Raw genomic sequence first — 20,119 nt, 5'->3', positions numbered from 1 at the left:
AAGGAGGCGCGTAAGATTGGCAGTAGTGCCTATGAAGAAAGTGCTGATCTGTGGCCTCAAAAAGGACCGCAAACAGATCCTGGAGCTGTTGCAGCGCCAGGGAGCTGTGGAGATCAGTAACGTGCTGGAGGAAGACAGCATATTCAGAAAGACTGACGTTTCCTCTTCCAAGACAGTATTCGAGCGCAACGCCGCCGTGGCGGAGCAGGCATTGTCCGTGCTCGCGGAGTATGCGCCTGAGAAGAAGGGGCTTTTGGCCGGCTTCGAGGGGCGCGAGACGCTGTCAGTGGAGGAGTACGAGTCCAGCGCAGGCAAGCATGACGAGATTATGAAGACCGCCTATCGCTTGCAGGAACTGGAGAAGGAGATTGCCGAGAACAAGGGCATGATCCCCAAACTGGAGCAGCAGATCGATGCTCTGGAACCGTGGAAAAATTTCGATCTCCCGCTGGATTACCGGGGGACGAGGCAGACCGCCGCGTTTATCGGCTCGCTGGCCGGGGACATCACCCTGGAGAAGGTGCACGAGCTTTTGGGGCAGTACGCGCCCCAGGTGGAATCCGTGGATGTCACGGGAATCGGCGGAACCGCGGAACAGATCTGTCTGTTCATCGTCTGCCACCGGGCGGACGCGGATGCGGTGGAGGATGCGCTCCACAAGATGAATTTTTCCAGGCCGCCCCTGTCCCATGAGGTTCCGGCTAAGAAGCAGAAGGAGCTGGAGGAGAAGATCCGCCAGGTGAACGCTGCGGTGGAGAAGGCCAAAGCCGAGGTAGTCGGGCTTGCCGGCCAGGCGGAGCAGATCCGTTTTGTCATGGACTATTACACCATGCGTGCCGAGAAGTACGGCGTGCTTGGCGGTTTGGTCCAGTCCAGGCGCGTATTTCTTGTCACGGGGTACATTTCCGTGCCGGAAGCGCCAAAGCTTCAAAAGGCCCTGGAGTCGCGTTTCGACGTGGTGGTGGAACTCACCGAGCCGTCCGATCAGGACGACGTGCCGGTGATCCTGCACAACAACAAGTTCGTCGAGCCGGTGGAGAGCGTGGTGGAGAGCTACAGCCTGCCGGGCAAAGGCGAGATGGATCCGTCCGGCGCCGTGGCCATGTTCTACTATGTATTGTTCGGCCTGATGCTCTCGGATGCGGCCTACGGCCTCATCATGATCATCGGCTGTACCTATTGTCTGAAAAAAATCAAAAACCTTGAACCCGGATTCCGGAAGATGTTAAAGATGTTTCTCTACTGCGGCATCTCCACTACCTTCTGGGGCTTCATGTTCGGCAGCTTCTTCGGAGACGCGGTGAATGTAATCGCCACCACCTTCTTCGGACGGCCGGATATCCGGCTGGCGCCGATCTGGTTTGAGCCGGTGAGCCTGCCCATGAAGATGCTGGTGTTCGCCTTTGCACTTGGTATCCTGCACCTGTTCACAGGCCTTGGAATCAAGCTGTACAGCTGTGTGAAGGGCGGCAGCGTGACGGATGCGCTTTACGATGCGGGATTCTGGTACATGCTGGTGGGCGGAGCGATCCTCTATCTGCTGACAATGCCCATGTTTACCGATATGCTTGGACTGAGCTTTGTGGTTCCCGCGGCCGTGGGCAACGTATGCGCCGTGCTGGCGGTGATCGGCGCGGTGGGGATTATTCTCACCAGCGGCAGAGAGTCCAAAAACTGGTTCAAGCGCATCTTAAAGGGGCTTTACGGCGTTTACGGCGTAACCTCTTACCTGAGCGACATCCTGTCCTACTCCAGACTGCTGGCGTTGGGACTGGCGACCAGTGTTATCTCCACAGTGTTTAACAAGATGGGAAGCATGCTCGGAGGAAATATTTTCGGAGCGATTGTATTTATCCTGGTGTTCTTAATAGGCCACAGCCTGAACCTGGCGATCAACGCCCTGGGCGCCTACGTGCACACCAACCGTCTGCAGTTTGTAGAGTTTTTTGGAAAGTTTTATGAGGGCGGCGGAAGGAAATTTGAGCCTTTTGCCATTCACACGAAATATTATAAAGTCAAGGAGGACATTTAACTATGGGAAATCTCGGAATTGTATTTGCACTTACAGGGGCAGCGCTGGCAGCACTTTTAGCGGGAATTGGTTCTGCAATCGGAGTGGGTATCGCGGGTGAGGCCGCCGCGGGCGTTATCACGGAAGACCCCAACAAGTTCAGTAAAGTTCTGGTTCTGCAGCTTCTGCCCGGTACGCAGGGTATTTACGGCCTGCTGATCGGTTTCATCACCCTGACTCAGATCGGTATCATGGGCGGCGATCCCAACGTTTCCGTAGCCAAGGGTCTGTTATATCTGGCAGCCTGCCTTCCCATGGCGTTTGTGGGCCTGTGGTCCGCGATGAAGCAGGGCAAAGCCTCCGTGGCAAGTATCGGCCTGGTCGCAAAGCGTCCGGAGCAGTTCGGTAAAGCCATGATCTTCCCGGCAATGGTTGAGACCTACGCCATCCTGGCTCTTCTGATCTCCATCCTGTCCATCTTCGGCATCGGCGGACTGGCAATTTAAGTCTACAGTCGGCGGAAGAATGAACATAACGGGAAAGGAGAACAACGCATGGCGGGATTAGACAAGATTATCGCCCGGATTCAGGCAGAGTCTGAGGAAGCGGCGGCCCGTACTCTGGAGGCGGCGAAGGCCGAGGCGGAAGCGATTCTCCAGAACGCCAGGGAGGAAGCGGCCGCAGAGTGCGCTGCCATCGGCAGAAAAGCGGAACAGGCCGCGGCCAATATCCTGGATCGGGGCCATTCTGCGGCGGAGCTGAAAAAGCGGCAGAGAATCCTGGCCGAGAAACAGGTATTGATAGGCAGAATTATCGGTGAAGCAAAACAGCAACTGAAAAATATGCCCCAGGAGGCGTATTTTGAAAATATCGTGAAGCTGGCGGTGAAGGCAAGCCAGAACGGCAAGGGGACCATCCTGTTCTCAAAGGCCGATCTGGACCGCCTTCCGGAGAATTTCGCGGACACCTTAAACGCAGCGCTGGTTGCGGGCGGAAAAGAGGGAGCGGCGTTGACTGTCTCCAGCGAGACGCGGGACATTGACGGCGGCTTCGTGCTCACATACGGCGGCATCGAGGAGAACTGCTCCTTCGACGCGCTGTTTGATTCCGCGCACGAGATGCTGCAGGATAAGGTTCAGGAGATTCTGTTCGGCACGGTTTAGCGGGAGGTTTATGAATGGCAAAAGATCAATATGTTTATGCGGTGGCCCGCATCCGTTCCAAAGAGCTCTCCCTGCTTTCCGGTTCAGTCATTGAGCAGCTCCTGGGGGCGAAGGGGTACGACGAGTGCCTTCAGCTTCTCCGGGAAAAGAACTGGGGCGACAGCGACGCCGAGGACGCCGGGGCCATCCTGGCGGCGGAGCGTGAGAAGACCTGGCAGCTCATCGGCGAGCTGGTGAAGGACCTCTCTGTGTTCGACGTGTTCCTGTACGCCAATGATTACCACAATCTGAAAGCGGCGATCAAGGAGGCCCGGATGGACAGCGAGTATCCGGGGATCTACATCGACCAGGGGACCGTGGATGTGAAGCGCATCCGGGAAGCCATCCGCACCAGGGATTTTGCAGCGCTTCCGGAAGCCATGGCAGAGCCTGCGAAGGAGGCCTACGAGGTGCTGCTTCAGACCGGCGACGGACAGCTCTGCGATATCATCATCGACCGGGCGGCTTTAAACGCCATCTACCAGGCGGGCAAGGCCGTGGGGGACGAGTGCCTGAAGCTCTACGGTGAGCTGACGGTGGCCTCCGCTGATATCAAGACGGCGGTGCGCGCTGCGCGTACCGGCAAGGACAAAGCATTTTTGGCGCGGGCTCTGGCCCCCTGCGACACGCTGGACGTGAGCCGTCTGGCCCAGGCAGCGGTGGAGGGCGTGGACGCCATCTGCGCATATCTGGAACTCACGCCCTACGCGGAGGCGGTGGAGGAGCTTCACAAGTCGCCCTCGGCCTTCGAGCGGTGGTGTGACAACCTGCTGATCCGAAAGATCCGTCCCCAGAGATTCAACCCCTTCGGGCTGGGACCTCTGGCAGCGTATATTCTGGCGCGGGACAACGAAATCAAGACAGTACGGATCGTGCTTTCCGGCAAGCTTAACCACCTTCCGGAAGAATCCATCCGGGAAAGGGTAAGGGAGATGTATGTATAAGATTGCAGTTATGGGCGACCGCGACAGCATCTACGGATTTGCGGCCCTTGGCCTTGAGCCGTTTCCCTTCACTGATCCGGCGGAGGCGGGAAAGAAAATGAGGCAGCTGGCCGAGAGCGGCTACGCGGTGATCTACATCACCGAGGCCCTGGCGGCCCAGCTGGGAGCGGAGATCGAGCGCTACCGGGAGGCGGATCTCCCGGCCATCATCCTCATCCCGGGCGTGTCCGGCAATACGGGCCAGGGCATTATGGCGGTGAAGAAATCCGTGGAGCAGGCGGTAGGTTCGGATATTATATTCAACAACTAGTGGAGGTAGAAAATGAGCAAAGGCGTGATTAAAAAAGTAGCCGGTCCGCTGGTTATCGCTGAAGGCATGCGCGACGCCAACATGTTCGACGTGGTGCGCGTGAGCGAGCAGCGGCTGATTGGCGAAATTATAGAGATTCACGGTGACAAGGCTTCCGTCCAGGTATACGAGGAGACGTCCGGCCTGGGCCCGGGCGAGCCCGTAGAGTCCACGGGCGTTCCCATGAGCGTGGAACTGGGCCCCGGCCTGATCGGAAGTATTTACGACGGAATCCAGCGTCCCCTGGACGCCATCATGGAGGTGACCGGCGGCAATCTGTTGAACCGCGGCGTTGAGGTTCCCTCCTTAAAGAGAGACAAGAAGTGGGAGTTTGTGCCCACCGCCCAGGTCGGCGACAAGGTGACCGGCGGCGACATCATCGGTACGGTCCAGGAGACCGACGTGGTGCAGCAGAAGATCATGATCCCCGTGGGCGTTGCAGGCACCATCACCTATATCAGCGCCGGCGAGTACACGGTGACCGCCACGGTTGCGGTGGTGACCGACGACCGGGGCGAGGAGCATCCCATCGGCCTCATGCAGAAGTGGCCGGTTCGCCGCGGGCGTCCCTACAAGACCAAGCTGTCCCCGGATATGCCTCTGGTAACCGGACAGCGCGTCATCGACACATTGTTCCCCATCGCCAAGGGCGGCGTTGCGGCGGTTCCCGGCCCCTTCGGTTCCGGTAAGACCGTGGTGCAGCACCAGCTGGCAAAATGGGCGGATGCGGATATCGTGGTATACATCGGCTGCGGCGAGCGCGGTAACGAGATGACCGACGTTCTGAACGAGTTCCCGGAGCTGAAGGATCCCAAGACCGGAAAGAGCCTGATGGAGCGGACGGTGCTGATCGCCAACACCTCCGACATGCCCGTGGCGGCCCGTGAGGCTTCCATCTATACCGGTATCACCATCGCAGAGTATTTCCGCGACATGGGTTATTCCGTGGCCCTGATGGCCGACTCCACCTCCCGCTGGGCCGAGGCTCTGCGTGAGATGAGCGGACGTCTGGAGGAGATGCCCGGCGAGGAGGGCTACCCCGCGTACCTGGGTTCCCGTCTGGCGCAGTTCTACGAGCGCGCCGGCCGCGTGATCTCCCTGGGCAGCGAGGGCAGAGAGGGCGCGCTGTCCGTAATCGGAGCCGTGTCCCCCGCAGGCGGAGATATCTCCGAGCCTGTAACCCAGGCCACCCTGCGAATCGTAAAAGTATTCTGGAGTCTGGACTCCAACCTGGCCTATAAGCGCCATTTCCCGGCGGTGAACTGGCTGACCAGCTATTCCCTGTACGTGGACACCATGGAGAAATGGTTCAACGCCGAGGTGGAGAGCGACTGGACCGAGCTGCGCGGACGCCTGATGCTGTTGCTTCAGGAAGAGGCGGAGCTGGATGAGATCGTGAAGCTGGTTGGTATGGACGCCCTGTCCGCACCCGACCGCCTGAAGCTGGAGGCGGCCCGCTCCATCCGCGAGGACTTCCTGCATCAGGACGCCTTCCACGAGGTGGACACCTTCACATCCTTAAAGAAACAGCACATGATGATGCTGCTGGTGCTGGCATACTACGATCAGGCAGGCGAGGCTCTGAACAAGGGCGTGAACATCGAGCGCCTGGTGAACCTGCCGGTCCGCGAGACCATCGGACGTTTCAAATACACCCCCGAGGGCGAGCTGGACAAAGCCTACGACAACATTCTCGACACGCTGCGCATTGAGATCGGCGACGAGCTGAGCAGAAAGGAGGACTTCTAATGCCTAAAGAATACAGGACAATCGAAGAGGTTGCCGGTCCCCTTATGCTGGTACGCGGCGTTCAGGGCGTAACCTACGATGAATTGGGAGAAATCGAGCTGGCAAGCGGTGAGAAGCGCCGCTGTAAAGTTCTGGAAATTGACGGTGGAAACGCGCTGGTACAGCTGTTCGAATCCTCCACCGGTATCAACCTGGATTCCAGTAAGGTCCGTTTCCTGGGCCGTACCATGGAGCTGGGCGTATCCGAGGATATGTTAAGCCGTATCTTCGACGGATTGGGCCGTCCCATCGACGGAGGCCCCGACATTCTGCCGGAGAAGCGTATGGACATCAACGGCCTGCCCATGAACCCGGCGGCCAGAAACTACCCCCAGGAGTTCATCCAGACCGGCGTCTCCGCCATCGACGGACTGAACACCCTGGTAAGAGGACAGAAGCTGCCGATCTTCTCGGCGTCCGGTCTGCCCCACGCCAACCTGGCGGCGCAGATCGCCCGTCAGGCTAAGGTGCGCGGCACCAGCGATCCCTTCGCCGTGGTGTTCGCTGCCATGGGTATCACCTTCGAGGAAGCCAACTTCTTCATGGAGAGCTTCAAGGAGACGGGCGCTATCGACCGAAGCGTCATGTTCATCAACCTGGCAAACGACCCCGCCGTAGAGCGTATCGCCACCCCGCGTATGGCTCTGACCGCGGCCGAGTACCTGGCCTTTGAGAAGAACATGCACGTGCTGGTGATTCTGACCGATATCACCAACTATGCCGACGCACTGCGCGAGGTATCCGCAGCCCGAAAAGAGGTTCCGGGACGCCGCGGTTACCCCGGCTACATGTACACCGACCTGGCCTCCTTATACGAGCGCGCAGGCCGTCAGAAGGGCAAGAACGGTTCCATCACCATGATCCCGATCCTGTCCATGCCTGAGGACGACAAGACCCATCCCATCCCCGACCTGACCGGCTACATCACCGAGGGCCAGATCATCCTGAGCCGCGAGCTGTACCGCAAGGGCGTGACCCCGCCCATCGACGTGCTGCCCAGCCTGTCCCGTCTGAAGGATAAGGGTATCGGCGAGGGCAAGACCAGAGCGGACCACGCCAACGTGATGAACCAGCTGTTCGCGGCTTACGCAAGAGGTAAGGACGCCAAGGAGCTGATGGTCATTCTGGGCGAGGCGGCTCTGACCGATATGGATAAGCTGTACGCCAAGTTCGCTGACGCCTTTGAGAAGGAGTACGTGTCCCAGGGCTACTACGCGAACCGCGACATTGAGGAGACCATGGAGATTGGTTGGAAATTGCTGCGTATTCTGCCGAGAACCGAGCTTAAGCGTATCAAGGACACCTATCTGGATCTGTACTACGACGAGAAGTAACCGGTGAACTCGTAACGAAAGGAAGTTGACAGAGTATGGCTGCAAAACATGTGAACCCTACGCGTATGGAGCTTACGCGCCTGAAGAAAAAGCTGACCACAGCCGTGCGCGGCCATAAGCTTTTGAAGGATAAGCGGGATGAGCTGATGCGCCAGTTCCTGGAGCTGGTGCGGGAGAACAAGGCGCTGCGGGAGAAGGTGGAGGCCGGCATCGCGGCTGCGAACCAGAACTTTGTTCTGGCCCGCTCCGGCATGACGGACGAGGCCCTAAACGTAGCCCTGATGGCCCCCAAGCAGGAGGTCTATCTGGAGTCCGAGACCAGAAACGTCATGAGCGTGGAGATCCCGGTGTTCCACTACAAGACCAGGACCTCGGATGCCAACGACATCTACTCCTACGGATTTGCGTTTACTTCCAGCGATCTGGACGACGCGGTGAAGAGCCTGGCGGACCTTCTGCCGGATATGCTGCGCCTGGCGGAGATTGAAAAGTCCTGCCAGCTGATGGCCGCCGAGATCGAGAAGACCAGACGCCGTGTAAACGCGCTGGAGCACGTCATGATCCCGGAGACCCGGGAGAACATCCGCTACATCACCATGAAGCTGGACGAGAACGAGCGAAGCTCCCAGGTCCGCCTGATGAAGGTCAAGGACATGATGCTGGAGGAAGCCCACCATTACAGCGCCAGAGAAGTGGTGCCTGTGGTGGAGGAAGTGTAGAGATAAAGAGAAATTTAAAAAACGCCGTTCCGGCCCTGCGATATCAGCGGGGCGGAGCGGCGTTTTTGTGGCTTTATATTCCCAGAGAGCCGTTTTTAAAATACTGCCGCGCCATGTCGAGCAGCTTCCCGGCCGCCAACGGCAGGTAGGCCTCCGGGGGCCGGGCGGCGCAGATGGAGTAGAAGATATCCTCGTCGTTTTCCAGGTAAAAATATTTCTCGCTGGGGCTGGTGGTCCTGGGAATCAGCATGCATTCCGGGATAATGGCGAAGCCCATTCCGGCCTTGGAGCAGCGGCGGACCATCTCCACGCCGTAGCCGGACAGCTGTTTTAAATGCACCTGGGCGCCGGAGCGGGAGAGAATCTCCTTGATCATATGGTACAGCGGGTTGGAGGGGCTGAATTCCAGCAGGGTCTCGCCCTCAAGCTGCTTTAAGGACAGGGTGGGGAAGCGCTCCCCGGGCTTTTGAATCCCCTGGCTTTCCAGCGGGTGGCCGGGAGGCGCGGAGAGCACCAGCCTGCATTTTAAGACCATGGATTTCTCAAATTTGGAGGAGATGGCCTCCGGAAGGCCGATGATAAAATCCAGGGAACCCAGGGAGAGCATATTTTCCAGCTCCAGGTCGGTCTGCTGGGTCACGTGGACGTCCACCCCGGGATATTCCCCGTTGAAGGTGGGGAGAATTTCGCTCAAAAAGGAACCGTTCAGGTAGTAGGGCACCCCGATCTGCAGGCGTCCGGTCTGAAGGTTGTTCACGTCGGAGATGAAATGCTCCAGCTTCCGGTAGCTGCCCAGAATTTCCTTGGCCTGAATCAGGAACTGTTCGCCGATGAAGGTGGGCACAAGCCCCGCGTTGGTGCGGGTAAAAAGGGTTGCGTTCAGCTCAGCCTCCACCTTCTTTAGGGCCTGGCTCAGAGAGGGCTGGGAGATGTAGAGGCGCTGGGCGGCCTTGGTGATATTGTTCTCTTCGGCAATCGCAATCATGTACTGGAAATCTCTTATTGTCATAATAAACCCCTTGCTTTACAAAAGGAATCTGTTTTCCGTTCAGGTGACTCATAATTCTTAATAAGTCTATCATAAAAATCGCCTATCATCCACACATGTTTTAAGTATTGGTAAAGATAATGCAAAATTATTATAATTGTCCTATCAACAGTAAGACAAAAAACGACAAGGCGCCGGTCGTTTTTTGAAATGCAGCAACTACAATGGAGGAGTATACATATGGGTGAGAAAAAGCAAGGTTCTCTGAGTAAGACAGCCATCATATCTTATGGATTCGGCGGAGCGGCGACAACGCTGATCATGGCGTTTAAAAACAGGTTCGCCATGAACTTTATGACCGATATCGCGGGGGTGTCCGCGGCGGTTATCGGCACATGGATGATGCTGATTACAATTTTTGACGCGATCAACGATCCGATCATCGGGGGTATGGCGGACCGGACCAATACCAAATGGGGGAAATACCGTCCCTGGATGATATTCGGCTCCGTGGCCCTGGCGGTTGTGATCGTGATGCAGTTTACCAACCCCAATCTGGGAAATGCCAACCTGATCTATTTTATCATCGTCATGGTCCTGTTCTCCATCACCTTCACCTCCGTCCAGGTGTCCTGGCAGGCGTTGAACTCCGTGATGGCAACAGATCCCAATGAGAGAAACCGGCTCCTGGCCTCCAGGCAGTTCCTGGGGCTGGTGGCCTCCAACGCCATCGGTATTTTCACGATTCCCGTGGTTACCTATTTCGGAGGCGGAGCGAAAGGATGGCAGATTATCACGATCATCTTTGCGCTGGTGGCCATGTCCTCCATGTGGTTTGCGGCCTGGGGCGCCAGAACAAAGGATTACAAGGATTCCATTCCCAATCCCCAGAAAATGAGCTTCAGGGGCAACCTCAAACTGATCCTGAACAACAAGGCCGCGGTGCTTGGCGGACTTTCCCTGGCGGGCTTCCAGCTGGCGCGAAACGTGCTGAGCGCGGCGGATATGTACTACTACAAATATGTGGCCGAGGACGTGAGCATCATCGCGGCGGCGGCCAGCTTCACGCTGATCCTCAACTTTGCCTGCGTGCCCTTTATGCCCAAGATCGTGCGTATGTTCGGCAAGAAGAAAGCGGCGGCTATCGGCCTGCTGGTCCACATGTTCCGCCCCATCGTCACCATGTTCCTGGGCACGGGAATGTCCAGAAATATCATTATTATGGCGGTGGTCATGACCTTCCTGGGAAATATGATCTCCAACTTCGCCCTGCTGGCCATGATACCCGACTGTACCGATTACACGGAATACAAATACGGCACAAACTGCGCGGCCCTGATCAATTCAGCCATGACCTTCCTTCAGAAGTTCGGCCAGGCGTTTTCCACCTTCATCGTGGGCCTGGTGCTCAGCGGAGCGGGTTATGCGGCGGACGCGACCATCAGCGGCCAGGTGGTGGACGCCATTATGGCAAACATCACGTTTATCCCCATGATCATCACGGCGGTTACCCTGGTGTTCCTGTATTTCTATCCGATTACAGAAGCTTACGGGCGTAAGATGAGAGAAGAACTGACGGTCAGACGGCAGCAGAAGAAAGCATAAGAGGTGATAAAAATGACGGTAAAACAGCTGATTGAAAAGAACCATGATTATATTTTGGAAATGCGCCGGGAGTTCCACCGGCATCCCGAGCTCTCCTGCCAGGAGGAGCGGACCTCCAGGCGGATTTGTGAAGAACTGGAAAAAATAGGGATTTTCCACACGGTGGTGGGAAACCGCAACGTGGTGGGAATCATCAATCCCGGAGCGCCCGGAAAGCGCATCGCCATCCGTGGCGACATTGACGCCCTGCCCATAACGGAGGAGACCGGACTTCCCTTCGCCTCCGAGAACCCTGGCGTGATGCACGCCTGCGGCCACGACGGCCACGCGGCCATTCTCCTGGGCATCGGAAAGAGCCTTCAGGAGATTGCGGGGCAGTTAAACGGAAGCGTGTTCCTGTGCTTCCAGATCGCCGAGGAAATCGGCAAGGGCGCGGATGAGATTGTGGAGTATCTGAAGGCCAACGGAGGGGTGGACGAGGTGATCAGCACCCATCTGATGTCCTGGCTTCCGTTAGGCAGCGTGACCATACCCGACGGGCCGGTGGCCTCCGGCTTCTGCCTGTTCAACATCAAGGTGCAGGGAGTGGGCGGACATGGTTCCAGGCCCCACCTGGCCGTGAACCCGCTGATGCCGGCTGCGGAGATTCTGCTGAAGATCGCGGCCATTCCCGCCAACCGCCACAACACCTTCGACACCTGTGTGGTAAGCCCCTGCGCCATCAACGGGGGAAATAAATCCAATATCATTCCGGAGACAGCCACCATCATCGGCAGCATCCGCTCCTTCAAGTACGGGGATGCCCAGAAGATCATGGGCGTCATGAAGGAGATCGCGGAGCACACGGCCAGGTCCTACGGGGCCACGGCGGAGGTGACCGCGCCCAAGGGATTTGCGGCCCCGGCCATCAACAACGACGAGGTTGCGGCAAGGGGAAGAGCGCTGGCGCGGGAGATGGGCCTGGAGGTGATCACGCCGGAATATCCCAACATCGGATCGGACAACTACGCGGATTTCCTGGAAGCGTTTCCCGGCTTCTACTGCTTTATCGGATCCATGAAGGACGGGGAGAACATCACCAACAACCACCATCACCCCAAGTTTGACATCGACGAGAGCAGCCTGGACGCTTCGGCGGAGTTTATGGCGGAGTATGCGGTGCGCTTCCTGAAATAGGGACGCCCGCGGGAGGAACGAGGGCATGACGGAACAATTTGATCAGATTTATGACAGAAGAGGGTACAACTGCATCAAGTGGAGCAGGAATCCCTATGACCATCCCGATTTTATTCCCATGGGCATCGCGGACATGGACATTGCCACGCCGGATTTTGTGATCGACGGGATCCGGAAACGGCTGGACCACCCAATGCTTGGCTATTTCAGGCCCGACGAGCGGTTTTTCCGGGCCATTCTGGGATGGCAGAAAGAACAGAACGGGACGGCGGATCTGTCCCGGGAGGACGTCGCCGTCCAGACCTCGGTGCTGGGAGGCGTGGCGTCCGCCGTCAGGGCGTTCACCGAGCCGGGCGACGGGGTGTTGGTTCAGGCCCCCGGATATTTTAACTTTGCCCAGGTCATAAACGGGCTGGGGCGCAGGCTGGTGACGACAAGACTGGTCTGGGACGGGGAAATGTACAGGGTGGACTTGGAACAGATGGAGCGCCAGGCGGTGGAAAATCACGTGAAGGCTTTTCTGCTCTGCTCCCCTCACAATCCCACGGGCCGGGTCTGGAGCCGGGAAGAGCTTGAAGCCATGGCCGGAATCTGCCGCCGTCATGGAATCCCGGTGATTGCGGATGAGATTTGGGCGGACCTGGTGTTTGACAAAGCCCATATTCCCTTCCATTCGGTGTCGGAATGGGCTGCCCACAACACCATCTCACTGTACGCGCCCACAAAGACCTTTAACATGGCGGGGATTACCATCGCCTACAGCGTGGTGAAAAATCCGGAGCTCAGGGAGCGGTTTGAGAGGGAATGCCAGAGCAGCCATTACAACCTGCCCAATCTGCTGTCCGCCGAGGCGTTGACAGCGGCTTATGAGAGCGGGGCGGAGTGGAAGAAGGAGCTTTGCGCCTATCTGAAGAACAATACGGAGCTGGCGGCGGAATTTTTCCATCAGAATTACCCGGGGGTGATTGTCCCTGCGCCCCAGGGGACCTATCTTTTGTGGCTGGACTTTCGCCCCATGGGGCTGGGATCGGACGAACTTTTGGAACGATTTGGAAAAGCCGGGTTATACTTTAACGACGGTCGCACCTGTATTGACTACGGCGACGGCTGTCTCAGGATGAACGCGGCCATGCCGCGGCCGAGGCTTCTGGAGGTGTTCCGGCGGATCGGGGAAGTATTATAAGGCGGTGACGGATGATGATAAATGAAAAACGGTTATTGGAACGGTTCCTGGAATACATTCAGATCGACAGCGAGTCCGGCGGGGAGTGAGCCTTCGCCGGCCGGCTGAAGGAAGAATTCGGAAAAATGGGAATTGCAGCAGCACAGGACCGGGCGGGCGAACACGCGGGGAACCTGTTTGTCTCCATCCCCGGAAACGAGGAGCAGGAGCCCCTGCTGTTTACCGCCCACATGGACACGGTGGTGCCGGGCAGAGGAATTTGCCCCAAAATCCAGGATGGTCTGATCTTCAGTGGGGGCGATACCATTCTGGGCGGGGACGACAAGTCCGGTATCGCGGCCGTTATGGAAGCGGTTCAGGTGATAACGGAGCGGGGGCTGGACCACCGGCCCATTGAAATTCTGTTTACGGTCCAGGAAGAAACCGGATTAAACGGCAGCAGGGGCGCGGATTTAAGCGCCGTGAGGTCCAGGTATTCCCTGGCGGTGGACGGCTGCGGCCCCATGGACGAGATCGTGACGGTGGGAGCCGGGCAGGCGAACATCGGAATCGAGATCACCGGGCGCGCGGCCCACGCCGGGAACAGCCCGGAGCAGGGCATCAGCGCCATCATGGCTGCGGCGGACGCGGTCTCCTCCATGCGTCTGCTGAAAATCGACGAAGAGACCACCGCAAACATCGGTTCCATCATGGCGGACAACCCCACGAATATCGTGTGCAGCCATGTGAAAATGTCGGCGGAGGTGCGCAGCCGGAGTAAGGAGAAGCTGGACCGCCAGGTCCGGCATATGAGGGACTGTGTTGAAAACGCCTGCAAAAGGCATGGGGCGGGCTTCCGGTTTGACACGACCTATCCCTATGCGTCGTTCCGGGTGGAGGACGAGGCGTTTCTGGGCCTTGTGCGCTCGGCCTACGAGCGAATGGGGGTTCAGTGCAAATGCGGCGCCACCATGGTGGGCAGCGATTCCAATATTTTGAACGAAAAGGGAATCATTTCTATCGTGATCCCCACGGGTATGACCAATCCCCATGCCCTGACGGAGCAGATATCGGTGGAGGATTTGAAATTTACGGCCGGGCTGATGTTGGAGCTGATGGCGGTATCATAGAGGTTGAGGCCAGTCGTTTGTAAGCGGCTGGTCTTTTTTCGCGCAATGATCCGCCGGGGAAAGAATTTCCGGAAAGCCGGAGGGGACTGGCCGCCGCTTTGCACGTTACTGTTCACTCCGTGCCCAGTAACGCGCTACGCGATGCACAGAAACGGCAAAAAACGCCGTTTCGCGCCGCAGCCCTCGGGTTTTCTGTGACTTCCGCTGCGCTCCACTCACAAAAAACACCTCGCGGGATATTACCTGTGAACAGCAACCTTTGCACAGATTTTACATCAAATTTTCATAAATACCACTTGCGTTGTGCACACTGACGTGATATAATCAAGTCAATGGATTAAATAAGGGACAAAAACCGGTAACAATTTCAAATAAATTGCAATTTTACATGGTTTTTACGCATTTTTGACAAAATCTATTTAATAAAACAAATGGATTAAAAAGTAAACAGCATGCCAGGCGCATGTTGGGATAGAAGAGTATCACAAACACAAAGCGGTATGTAATCGCAAAAGGAGGAAAATTATGAGATTAAAAAGATTTGCAGCGATCGGGCTGGCGGCTCTGATGGCGGCGTCGACGGCCGGCTGCGGCGGCGGTTCAGGTTCTGCGTCCACAGCGGCCCCCACCACGGGTGCCACCGAAGCGCCGGCAGAAACCCAGGCGGAGTCCCAGGCTGAGACTGCGGCTGAGAGCGCCGGGGAAGCGGCAGGGGACGTGGACCGCAGCAAAGAGCTGGTGGTCTATTCCAACTCCACCTCCAACGGCCAGGACGAGTGGCTGTTGAAGGTTGCCGGGGAAGCCGGATTCAATATCCAGATCGTTTCCATCGACGGCAGCGCCCTTTCCGACCGCCTGGTGGCTGAGAAGAACAATCCCGTCTGCGACGTGGTGTTCGGCTTAAACGCGGTGGAGTACGAGCGGTTGAAGAAAGAGGAACTGTTGGTTAAATATGAGCCCGAGTGGGTGGACGAGGTGGACATGTCCCTGGGCGACGCGGACGGCTACTACTACCCAACGGTGGTACAGCCCCTGCTGTTGGTCTACAACAAGGATATCATCACTGATCCGCCCAAGGATTGGCCCGACCTGTGCGATCCCAAGTACAAGGACCAGTACAACCTGTTCCAGCTGCAGGGCGGCACGGCCAAGATGATCACGGCCAGCATTTTAGCCCGCTATCCTGATCCCAGCGGCGAGTACGGCGTGTCCGAGGAGGGCTGGAAGGTCATCGAGGAGCTCTACACCAACGGTTACTACCAGCAGGACGGCGACGACTATATCGGCAACGTGATCGACGGCACGGTTCCCATGTCCGAGCTCTGGGGCGCGGGCGTGATCCGCTACCAGAAGGAGCGGGGCGTGGAGTTCGGCCTTATGCTTCCCGAGATCGGCGAACCCTTCGTGGTGGAGCAGGTGGGAATCATTAGCGGCACCGATGAGGTGGAGCTGGCCAAGGATTTCATCAACTGGTTCGGCAGCGCCGAGATCCAGAAGGGCTGGAGCGATAACGTGGGCGCGATTCCCGCCAACGAGAAGGCCCTGGAAATGATCGACGACAAGGATATCAAGGATCTGATGAGCAAGGTGAAGATTCAGGAAGTGGACTGGGCGCTGGTGAGCGAGCACGTCAACGACTGGGTGGAAAAGATTCAGCTGGAATATCTTGAATAGCAAATAATGTGCAGGGGCAAGTCAATTCGTTTGGCCTGCCCCATTTCTCTATTTTGTGAGGTGATTATCGTGATAGAATTAAAAAATGTGGAGATACGCTATGGGGATTTTGTGGCCATCGACAACCTGAACCTGACCATCAACGAGGGAGAGTTTTTCACCTTCTTAGGTCCCTCCGGCTGCGGCAAGACCACCACCCTGCGGGCCCTGGCCGGGTTCAACATCCCCTCCAGGGGGCAGGTGCTGATCGACGGCCGGGATGTGACGGAGGCGCCGGTGGAGAAGCGCCAGATCGGCATGGTGTTCCAGAGCTACGCCCTGTTCCCCACCATGACCGTGTATGAGAATATCGCCTTTGGCCTGAGGGTGCGTAAGATGAAGGCGGACGAGATCAAGAGACGGGTGGACGAGGTGGCGGAAAAGATCCGCATAAGCTCCGCCCAGCTGGACCGCAACGTTTCCGAGCTGTCCGGCGGCCAGCAGCAGAGAATCGCCCTGGCCAGAGCCATTATCCAGGAGCCCAAGATTCTCTGCCTGGACGAGCCGCTGTCCAACCTGGACGCCAAGCTGCGCATCGGCCTCAGGGGAGAGCTGAAACGCCTTCAGCGGGATTTAAATATCACCACCCTCTACGTGACCCACGACCAGGAGGAGGCCATGAATCTGTCCGACCGCATCGCGGTGTTCAACAACGGCTACATCGAACAGGTGGGCACGCCCTACGAGATCTACAACAATTCCGCCTCGGAATTTGTCTGCGACTTTATCGGGGACATCAACCGGCTGGACGGCGGGATTTTAGAGGAGATCAACCGGCAGACCGCCGGAACGGGCGGAAAGCGTTTGGACGCCGGAAAAACCGGATTTATCCGCCTGGAGCGGGTGCTGTCCGAGCCCAAGGAGGGCTGCGCGGGCCTCACCGGTATGGTGGAGGAGTTGGAGTACGACGGCATGCTGGCCCGGTATCTGGTGAATGTGTGCGGGCAGCAGGTGAAATGCGTGGAGAAGAACGACGGCAGAGCGTTTTTCAAGAGGGGGCAGGAGATCCGCCTGTATGTGAACCCCGACTATATAATGCAGTTCTAGCCCGCGGGAGGTGGATGAATCGATATGAAAACACACGGCAGAAAACAGAAAATGACTCCCCAGGCCATTGCCATCCGCATCGTGCTGGTCTGGTTTATCGCGGCGTTTATTCTATTTCCCAACATCAATATCATGATCAGCGTGCTCCAGGAGGACGGCCGGTTCAGCGCTGAGGCGGTCACAAAGCTGCTCAAATCCAAACGGGCGGTGAAGAGTATGATCAACAGCCTGGTGCTGGGCATCAGTCTGGTGATCACGGTGAATCTGGTGGGCACTCTGGTGGTGCTGTTCACGGAATACTGGGACATTAAGGGGGCGCTTTTCCTGCGTCTGGCTTACATGACCTCTCTGGTCTACGGCGGCGTGGTGCTGGCCATGGGCTACAAGTTCGTGTACGGCTCCAAGGGGATCGTGACCAAGGGCCTGGCCCTCCTGTTCCCGAATATGAACGTCAACTGGTTTACGGGCTTCGGAGCGGTGCTTTTTGTCATGACCTTTGCCTGCACATCCAACCACATCATTTTCCTGACCAACGCCATACGGGCCCTGGACTTCCATACCATCGAGGCGGCCAGGAACATGGGGGCCTCGGACAGCCGGATTCTCTTCAAGGTGGTGCTGCCCACGTTAAAGCCTACGCTGTTCGCGTTGACGATCATGACCTTTCTCACCGGCATCTGCGCGCTGTCCGCGCCCCTGATGATCGGCGGCAGCAAATTCCAGACCATCAACCCCATGATCGTCAGCTTTGCCCAGTCCCCGGGGTCCCGGGACCTGGCCGCGGTGCTGGCCATGATCCTGGGCCTGATGACCATTGTGCTGTTGTTCATCATGAACCGGGTGGAGCGAAAGGGCAATTACATATCCGTGTCCAAGACCAAGGCCAGGATGCGCAAGACAAAGCTGCGCAACCCCGCCGCCAATGTGGCGGCCCACGTGGTGGCTTACGCCATGTTCGTGATCTACATGCTGCCCATCTGCCTGGTGGTGCTGTTTTCCTTCTGCGACGCCCTGGCGATCAAGACTTCGACCCTGTCACTTGGCGCCTTCACCCTGAAAAATTACGTGGCGCTGTTCACGAAGCAGGACGCGTTCAGACCCTACCTGGTGAGTATCGTCTACTCCGTGGCCGCGGCGGCCGGAGCTTGCGTGATCAGCGTGATTGTGGCCCGGTTTGTGCGCAGGAACGAGCACAGGACCGATGCGTTTTTCGAGTACGGCCTGCTGATTCCCTGGATGCTGCCCACCACGTTTATCGCCCTGGGGCTGATGTTCTCCTACGACGTGCCGCGGGCGGCCGTGGGCGGAAAGGTGCTGATCGGGAGTATCTGGATCATGCTGATCGCCTACATCGTGGTCAAGCTTCCCTTCTCCTTCCGCATGATCCGGGCGGCGTTCTTCGGCGTGGAGGACAGTCTGGAGGAGGCGGCGAAGACCATGGGGGCGGGCGCGTCCTACACCATGGTCCGGGTGATTCTGCCGGTGATCATGCCCACGGTGGTATCGGTCATGGCCATGAACTTCAACGCCCTGCTTTCCGATTTTGATCTGTCAGTTTTTTTATATTCTCCAAAATATCAGCCGTTAGGTGTTATAATTAAGTCAGCCAGCGACGAGGGCGTCAATGAGAACGCCCAGGCTATGGCGCTTGTGTACTCCGTGGTGTTGATGATCCTTTGCAGCTTTGCCCTTTACCTGACCCAGGGGGGCGGCGCGGCAAAGATCAAAAAGAGGCTGTTGGGCCGGAAACGCCGCTGAGTGGTAGGGAAGGGCCATAAACAAGTAGAAAGAGGAGCTTAAACTGTATGAGAAGATTGACAAGTCCCGACAGAATGAAACTGATCAATGAAAAGAATATCCTGAAAATCGTTCATGAGAACCCGGGGATCTACCGGAAGCTGATCGCGGAAAAGACAAATCTTTCTTCCCAGACCGTCACCAACCTGGTGACGGAGCTCGTCGAGCGCAGGGTGCTCCTGGAGTACGCGCCGTCTCTGGGAATCAAGGGGCGCAACCCCGTGTCCCTGTCCGTCAATTACGCGGGCTTCTATATGATCACGGCGGACATCAACATCGGCCGGGTGGCGGTCTATGTCAACGCCCTGGACGAGACGGGGGTGGCCTCTGAGGAGCGGCCGGTGGATCAGAAAACGGATGTGCTGGCTGTTCTGAAGGAGATGATCGGCCGGGTGCTGGAGCAGGCGGGAGCGGGGCGGACCATACTGGCCTGCGCCATCAGTGTCACCGGCGTTGTCAACGAGGACAAGGGCATCGTGGTGGAGGCCGGGAAGCTGAACTGGTACAATCTGAATCTGGCCGGGGAGCTGTCCTACCTGGGCGTGCCCGTGCTGGTCCGCAACGATGCGAACATGTTCGCCTACTATGAGAAGTCGCAGTTCCCGGCGGATTTGAACTTTATGATTGCTAAGATCGACGTAGGAATCGGTTCCGCCTTTGTGCTGGGCGGCCGGGTTCTGGAGAGCAGCAACAACGTGGCCGGAGAGCTGGGACACGTGACCGCCATGGCCCAGGGCGCGGAACGGCCCTGTGTCTGCGGAAAGACCAACTGCCTGACCAAGTTTATCTCCCTGGAAGCCCTGGAGGCGGACTACGGTAAGCCCTATGGGCAGCTGGTGGAGGATGTGAGGCGCAAGGAGCCAAAGGCCGTGGCGCTGATCGAGGATGTGTGCGCCTATCTGGCGCCCATTTTGGCCAACGTGATCATTTTGCTGGATCTGGACCGGATTATCCTCTGTGGCTGCACGGTGGAGCATTTTGAGTCCATTATCTATCCCTGCCTGGACCGGAAGATCCGCAAGTTGCTGAGCTACTGGGTTTCCTTCAAACGGCTGGAAATCCATACCAACGTAAAGATCACGGCCATCAGCAGCCGGTTCCTGCTGGACTATTATTTTTCCACGGAGAGCGATATCAGATTATGATTGGAGCAC

17 protein-coding genes are annotated in these 20,119 nt (G+C 57.5%); 16 read left to right on the top strand and 1 reads right to left on the bottom strand.

The genetic code is table 11. From position 1 onward, the window contains the following. Window positions 1-16 precede the first annotated feature (16 nt). From ACK2JC_RS09955 to ACK2JC_RS09920, 8 genes are read left to right on the top strand one after another with little or no spacing between them, the layout of a single operon-like run. Window positions 17-2,032 (top strand): V-type ATP synthase subunit I, encoded by a 2,016-nt coding sequence (locus ACK2JC_RS09955; RefSeq protein ID WP_118756844.1) that lies wholly within the window; start codon window positions 17-19, stop codon window positions 2,030-2,032. 2 nt (window positions 2,033-2,034) lie between these two features. Next, the gene (locus tag ACK2JC_RS09950) at window positions 2,035-2,517 is read left to right on the top strand and encodes a V-type ATP synthase subunit K (protein ID WP_007718818.1); all 483 of its coding nucleotides are present in this window, start codon (window positions 2,035-2,037) and stop codon (window positions 2,515-2,517) included. Between the two features lie 48 nt (window positions 2,518-2,565). Next, entirely contained in the window at window positions 2,566-3,174 is a 609-nt protein-coding gene (locus ACK2JC_RS09945) for a V-type ATP synthase subunit E (RefSeq protein ID WP_227170090.1), read from the top strand. 14 nt (window positions 3,175-3,188) lie between these two features. After that, window positions 3,189-4,157: a V0D/AC39 family V-type ATPase subunit gene (locus tag ACK2JC_RS09940; protein ID WP_092367619.1), complete on the top strand. Its 969-nt coding sequence runs from the start codon at window positions 3,189-3,191 to the stop codon at window positions 4,155-4,157. Next, complete coding sequence (locus ACK2JC_RS09935; RefSeq protein ID WP_092367616.1) at window positions 4,150-4,467, top strand: V-type ATP synthase subunit F; 318 nt, start codon at window positions 4,150-4,152, stop codon at window positions 4,465-4,467. Before ACK2JC_RS09940 ends, ACK2JC_RS09935 begins: the two co-directional genes overlap by 8 nt. A 12-nt stretch (window positions 4,468-4,479) precedes the next feature. Continuing rightward, complete coding sequence (locus ACK2JC_RS09930) at window positions 4,480-6,255, top strand: V-type ATP synthase subunit A (RefSeq protein WP_368271602.1); 1,776 nt, start codon at window positions 4,480-4,482, stop codon at window positions 6,253-6,255. Next, entirely contained in the window at window positions 6,255-7,628 is a 1,374-nt protein-coding gene (locus ACK2JC_RS09925) for a V-type ATP synthase subunit B (protein WP_007718807.1), read from the top strand. Before ACK2JC_RS09930 ends, ACK2JC_RS09925 begins: the two co-directional genes overlap by 1 nt. A 35-nt stretch (window positions 7,629-7,663) precedes the next feature. Beyond that, window positions 7,664-8,347: a V-type ATP synthase subunit D gene (locus tag ACK2JC_RS09920; RefSeq protein WP_092367613.1), complete on the top strand. Its 684-nt coding sequence runs from the start codon at window positions 7,664-7,666 to the stop codon at window positions 8,345-8,347. A gap of 73 nt (window positions 8,348-8,420) precedes the next feature. Here ACK2JC_RS09920 and ACK2JC_RS09915 read toward each other — a convergent pair whose 3' ends face one another. Next, window positions 8,421-9,356 carry a LysR family transcriptional regulator gene (locus ACK2JC_RS09915; RefSeq protein ID WP_092367610.1) on the bottom strand — a complete coding sequence of 312 codons (936 nt, stop codon included), beginning with the start codon at window positions 9,354-9,356 and terminating at the stop codon, window positions 8,421-8,423. 219 nt (window positions 9,357-9,575) lie between these two features. Here ACK2JC_RS09915 and ACK2JC_RS09910 point away from each other — a divergent pair, with 219 nt between their 5' ends. From ACK2JC_RS09910 to ACK2JC_RS09875, 8 genes are all read left to right on the top strand, one after another. Further along, window positions 9,576-10,940, top strand: coding sequence for an MFS transporter (locus tag ACK2JC_RS09910; protein ID WP_166445824.1), 1,365 nt, complete (start codon window positions 9,576-9,578; stop codon window positions 10,938-10,940). Window positions 10,941-10,952: 12 nt separating this feature from the next. Further along, window positions 10,953-12,116: an amidohydrolase gene (locus ACK2JC_RS09905; RefSeq protein WP_320937958.1), complete on the top strand. Its 1,164-nt coding sequence runs from the start codon at window positions 10,953-10,955 to the stop codon at window positions 12,114-12,116. A 25-nt stretch (window positions 12,117-12,141) separates the two neighbouring features. Then, a complete protein-coding gene (locus ACK2JC_RS09900) occupies window positions 12,142-13,299 on the top strand; it encodes a MalY/PatB family protein (protein ID WP_320937959.1) in 1,158 nt (385 codons plus the stop codon). Window positions 13,300-13,403: 104 nt separating this feature from the next. Beyond that, window positions 13,404-14,408 carry a M20/M25/M40 family metallo-hydrolase gene (locus ACK2JC_RS09895; protein WP_320937971.1) on the top strand — a complete coding sequence of 335 codons (1,005 nt, stop codon included), beginning with the start codon at window positions 13,404-13,406 and terminating at the stop codon, window positions 14,406-14,408. Window positions 14,409-14,933: 525 nt separating this feature from the next. Continuing rightward, window positions 14,934-16,082, top strand: coding sequence for an extracellular solute-binding protein (locus tag ACK2JC_RS09890; protein ID WP_092367592.1), 1,149 nt, complete (start codon window positions 14,934-14,936; stop codon window positions 16,080-16,082). A 69-nt stretch (window positions 16,083-16,151) separates the two neighbouring features. Then, window positions 16,152-17,168, top strand: coding sequence for an ABC transporter ATP-binding protein (locus ACK2JC_RS09885; RefSeq protein ID WP_368272411.1), 1,017 nt, complete (start codon window positions 16,152-16,154; stop codon window positions 17,166-17,168). A 24-nt stretch (window positions 17,169-17,192) separates the two neighbouring features. Continuing rightward, a complete protein-coding gene (locus tag ACK2JC_RS09880; RefSeq protein ID WP_092367586.1) occupies window positions 17,193-18,926 on the top strand; it encodes an ABC transporter permease in 1,734 nt (577 codons plus the stop codon). A 47-nt stretch (window positions 18,927-18,973) separates the two neighbouring features. Then, window positions 18,974-20,110: an ROK family transcriptional regulator gene (locus ACK2JC_RS09875; protein WP_368272409.1), complete on the top strand. Its 1,137-nt coding sequence runs from the start codon at window positions 18,974-18,976 to the stop codon at window positions 20,108-20,110. Window positions 20,111-20,119: the final 9 nt, after the last annotated feature.

This window comes from Enterocloster lavalensis (assembly GCF_046603895.1).
Lineage (GTDB): Bacteria > Bacillota > Clostridia > Lachnospirales > Lachnospiraceae > Enterocloster > Enterocloster lavalensis.
This window is presented reverse-complemented; position numbering and strand designations above follow the sequence as displayed.

What these genes read in the sequence shown, in the direction of transcription:
- ACK2JC_RS09910 (WP_166445824.1), top strand. Translation starts at nt 9,576, where the DNA reads ATGGGTGAGAAAAAGCAAGGTTCTCTGAGTAAGACAGCCATCATATCT.
- ACK2JC_RS09900 (WP_320937959.1), top strand. Translation starts at nt 12,142, where the DNA reads ATGACGGAACAATTTGATCAGATTTATGACAGAAGAGGGTACAACTGC.
- ACK2JC_RS09930 (WP_368271602.1), top strand. Translation starts at nt 4,480, where the DNA reads ATGAGCAAAGGCGTGATTAAAAAAGTAGCCGGTCCGCTGGTTATCGCT.
- ACK2JC_RS09935 (WP_092367616.1), top strand. Translation starts at nt 4,150, where the DNA reads ATGTATAAGATTGCAGTTATGGGCGACCGCGACAGCATCTACGGATTT.
- ACK2JC_RS09925 (WP_007718807.1), top strand. Translation starts at nt 6,255, where the DNA reads ATGCCTAAAGAATACAGGACAATCGAAGAGGTTGCCGGTCCCCTTATG.
- ACK2JC_RS09915 (WP_092367610.1), bottom strand. Translation starts at nt 9,356, where the DNA reads ATGACAATAAGAGATTTCCAGTACATGATTGCGATTGCCGAAGAGAAC.
- ACK2JC_RS09880 (WP_092367586.1), top strand. Translation starts at nt 17,193, where the DNA reads ATGAAAACACACGGCAGAAAACAGAAAATGACTCCCCAGGCCATTGCC.
- ACK2JC_RS09940 (WP_092367619.1), top strand. Translation starts at nt 3,189, where the DNA reads ATGGCAAAAGATCAATATGTTTATGCGGTGGCCCGCATCCGTTCCAAA.
- ACK2JC_RS09905 (WP_320937958.1), top strand. Translation starts at nt 10,953, where the DNA reads ATGACGGTAAAACAGCTGATTGAAAAGAACCATGATTATATTTTGGAA.
- ACK2JC_RS09950 (WP_007718818.1), top strand. Translation starts at nt 2,035, where the DNA reads ATGGGAAATCTCGGAATTGTATTTGCACTTACAGGGGCAGCGCTGGCA.
- ACK2JC_RS09920 (WP_092367613.1), top strand. Translation starts at nt 7,664, where the DNA reads ATGGCTGCAAAACATGTGAACCCTACGCGTATGGAGCTTACGCGCCTG.
- ACK2JC_RS09945 (WP_227170090.1), top strand. Translation starts at nt 2,566, where the DNA reads ATGGCGGGATTAGACAAGATTATCGCCCGGATTCAGGCAGAGTCTGAG.
- ACK2JC_RS09890 (WP_092367592.1), top strand. Translation starts at nt 14,934, where the DNA reads ATGAGATTAAAAAGATTTGCAGCGATCGGGCTGGCGGCTCTGATGGCG.
- ACK2JC_RS09875 (WP_368272409.1), top strand. Translation starts at nt 18,974, where the DNA reads ATGAGAAGATTGACAAGTCCCGACAGAATGAAACTGATCAATGAAAAG.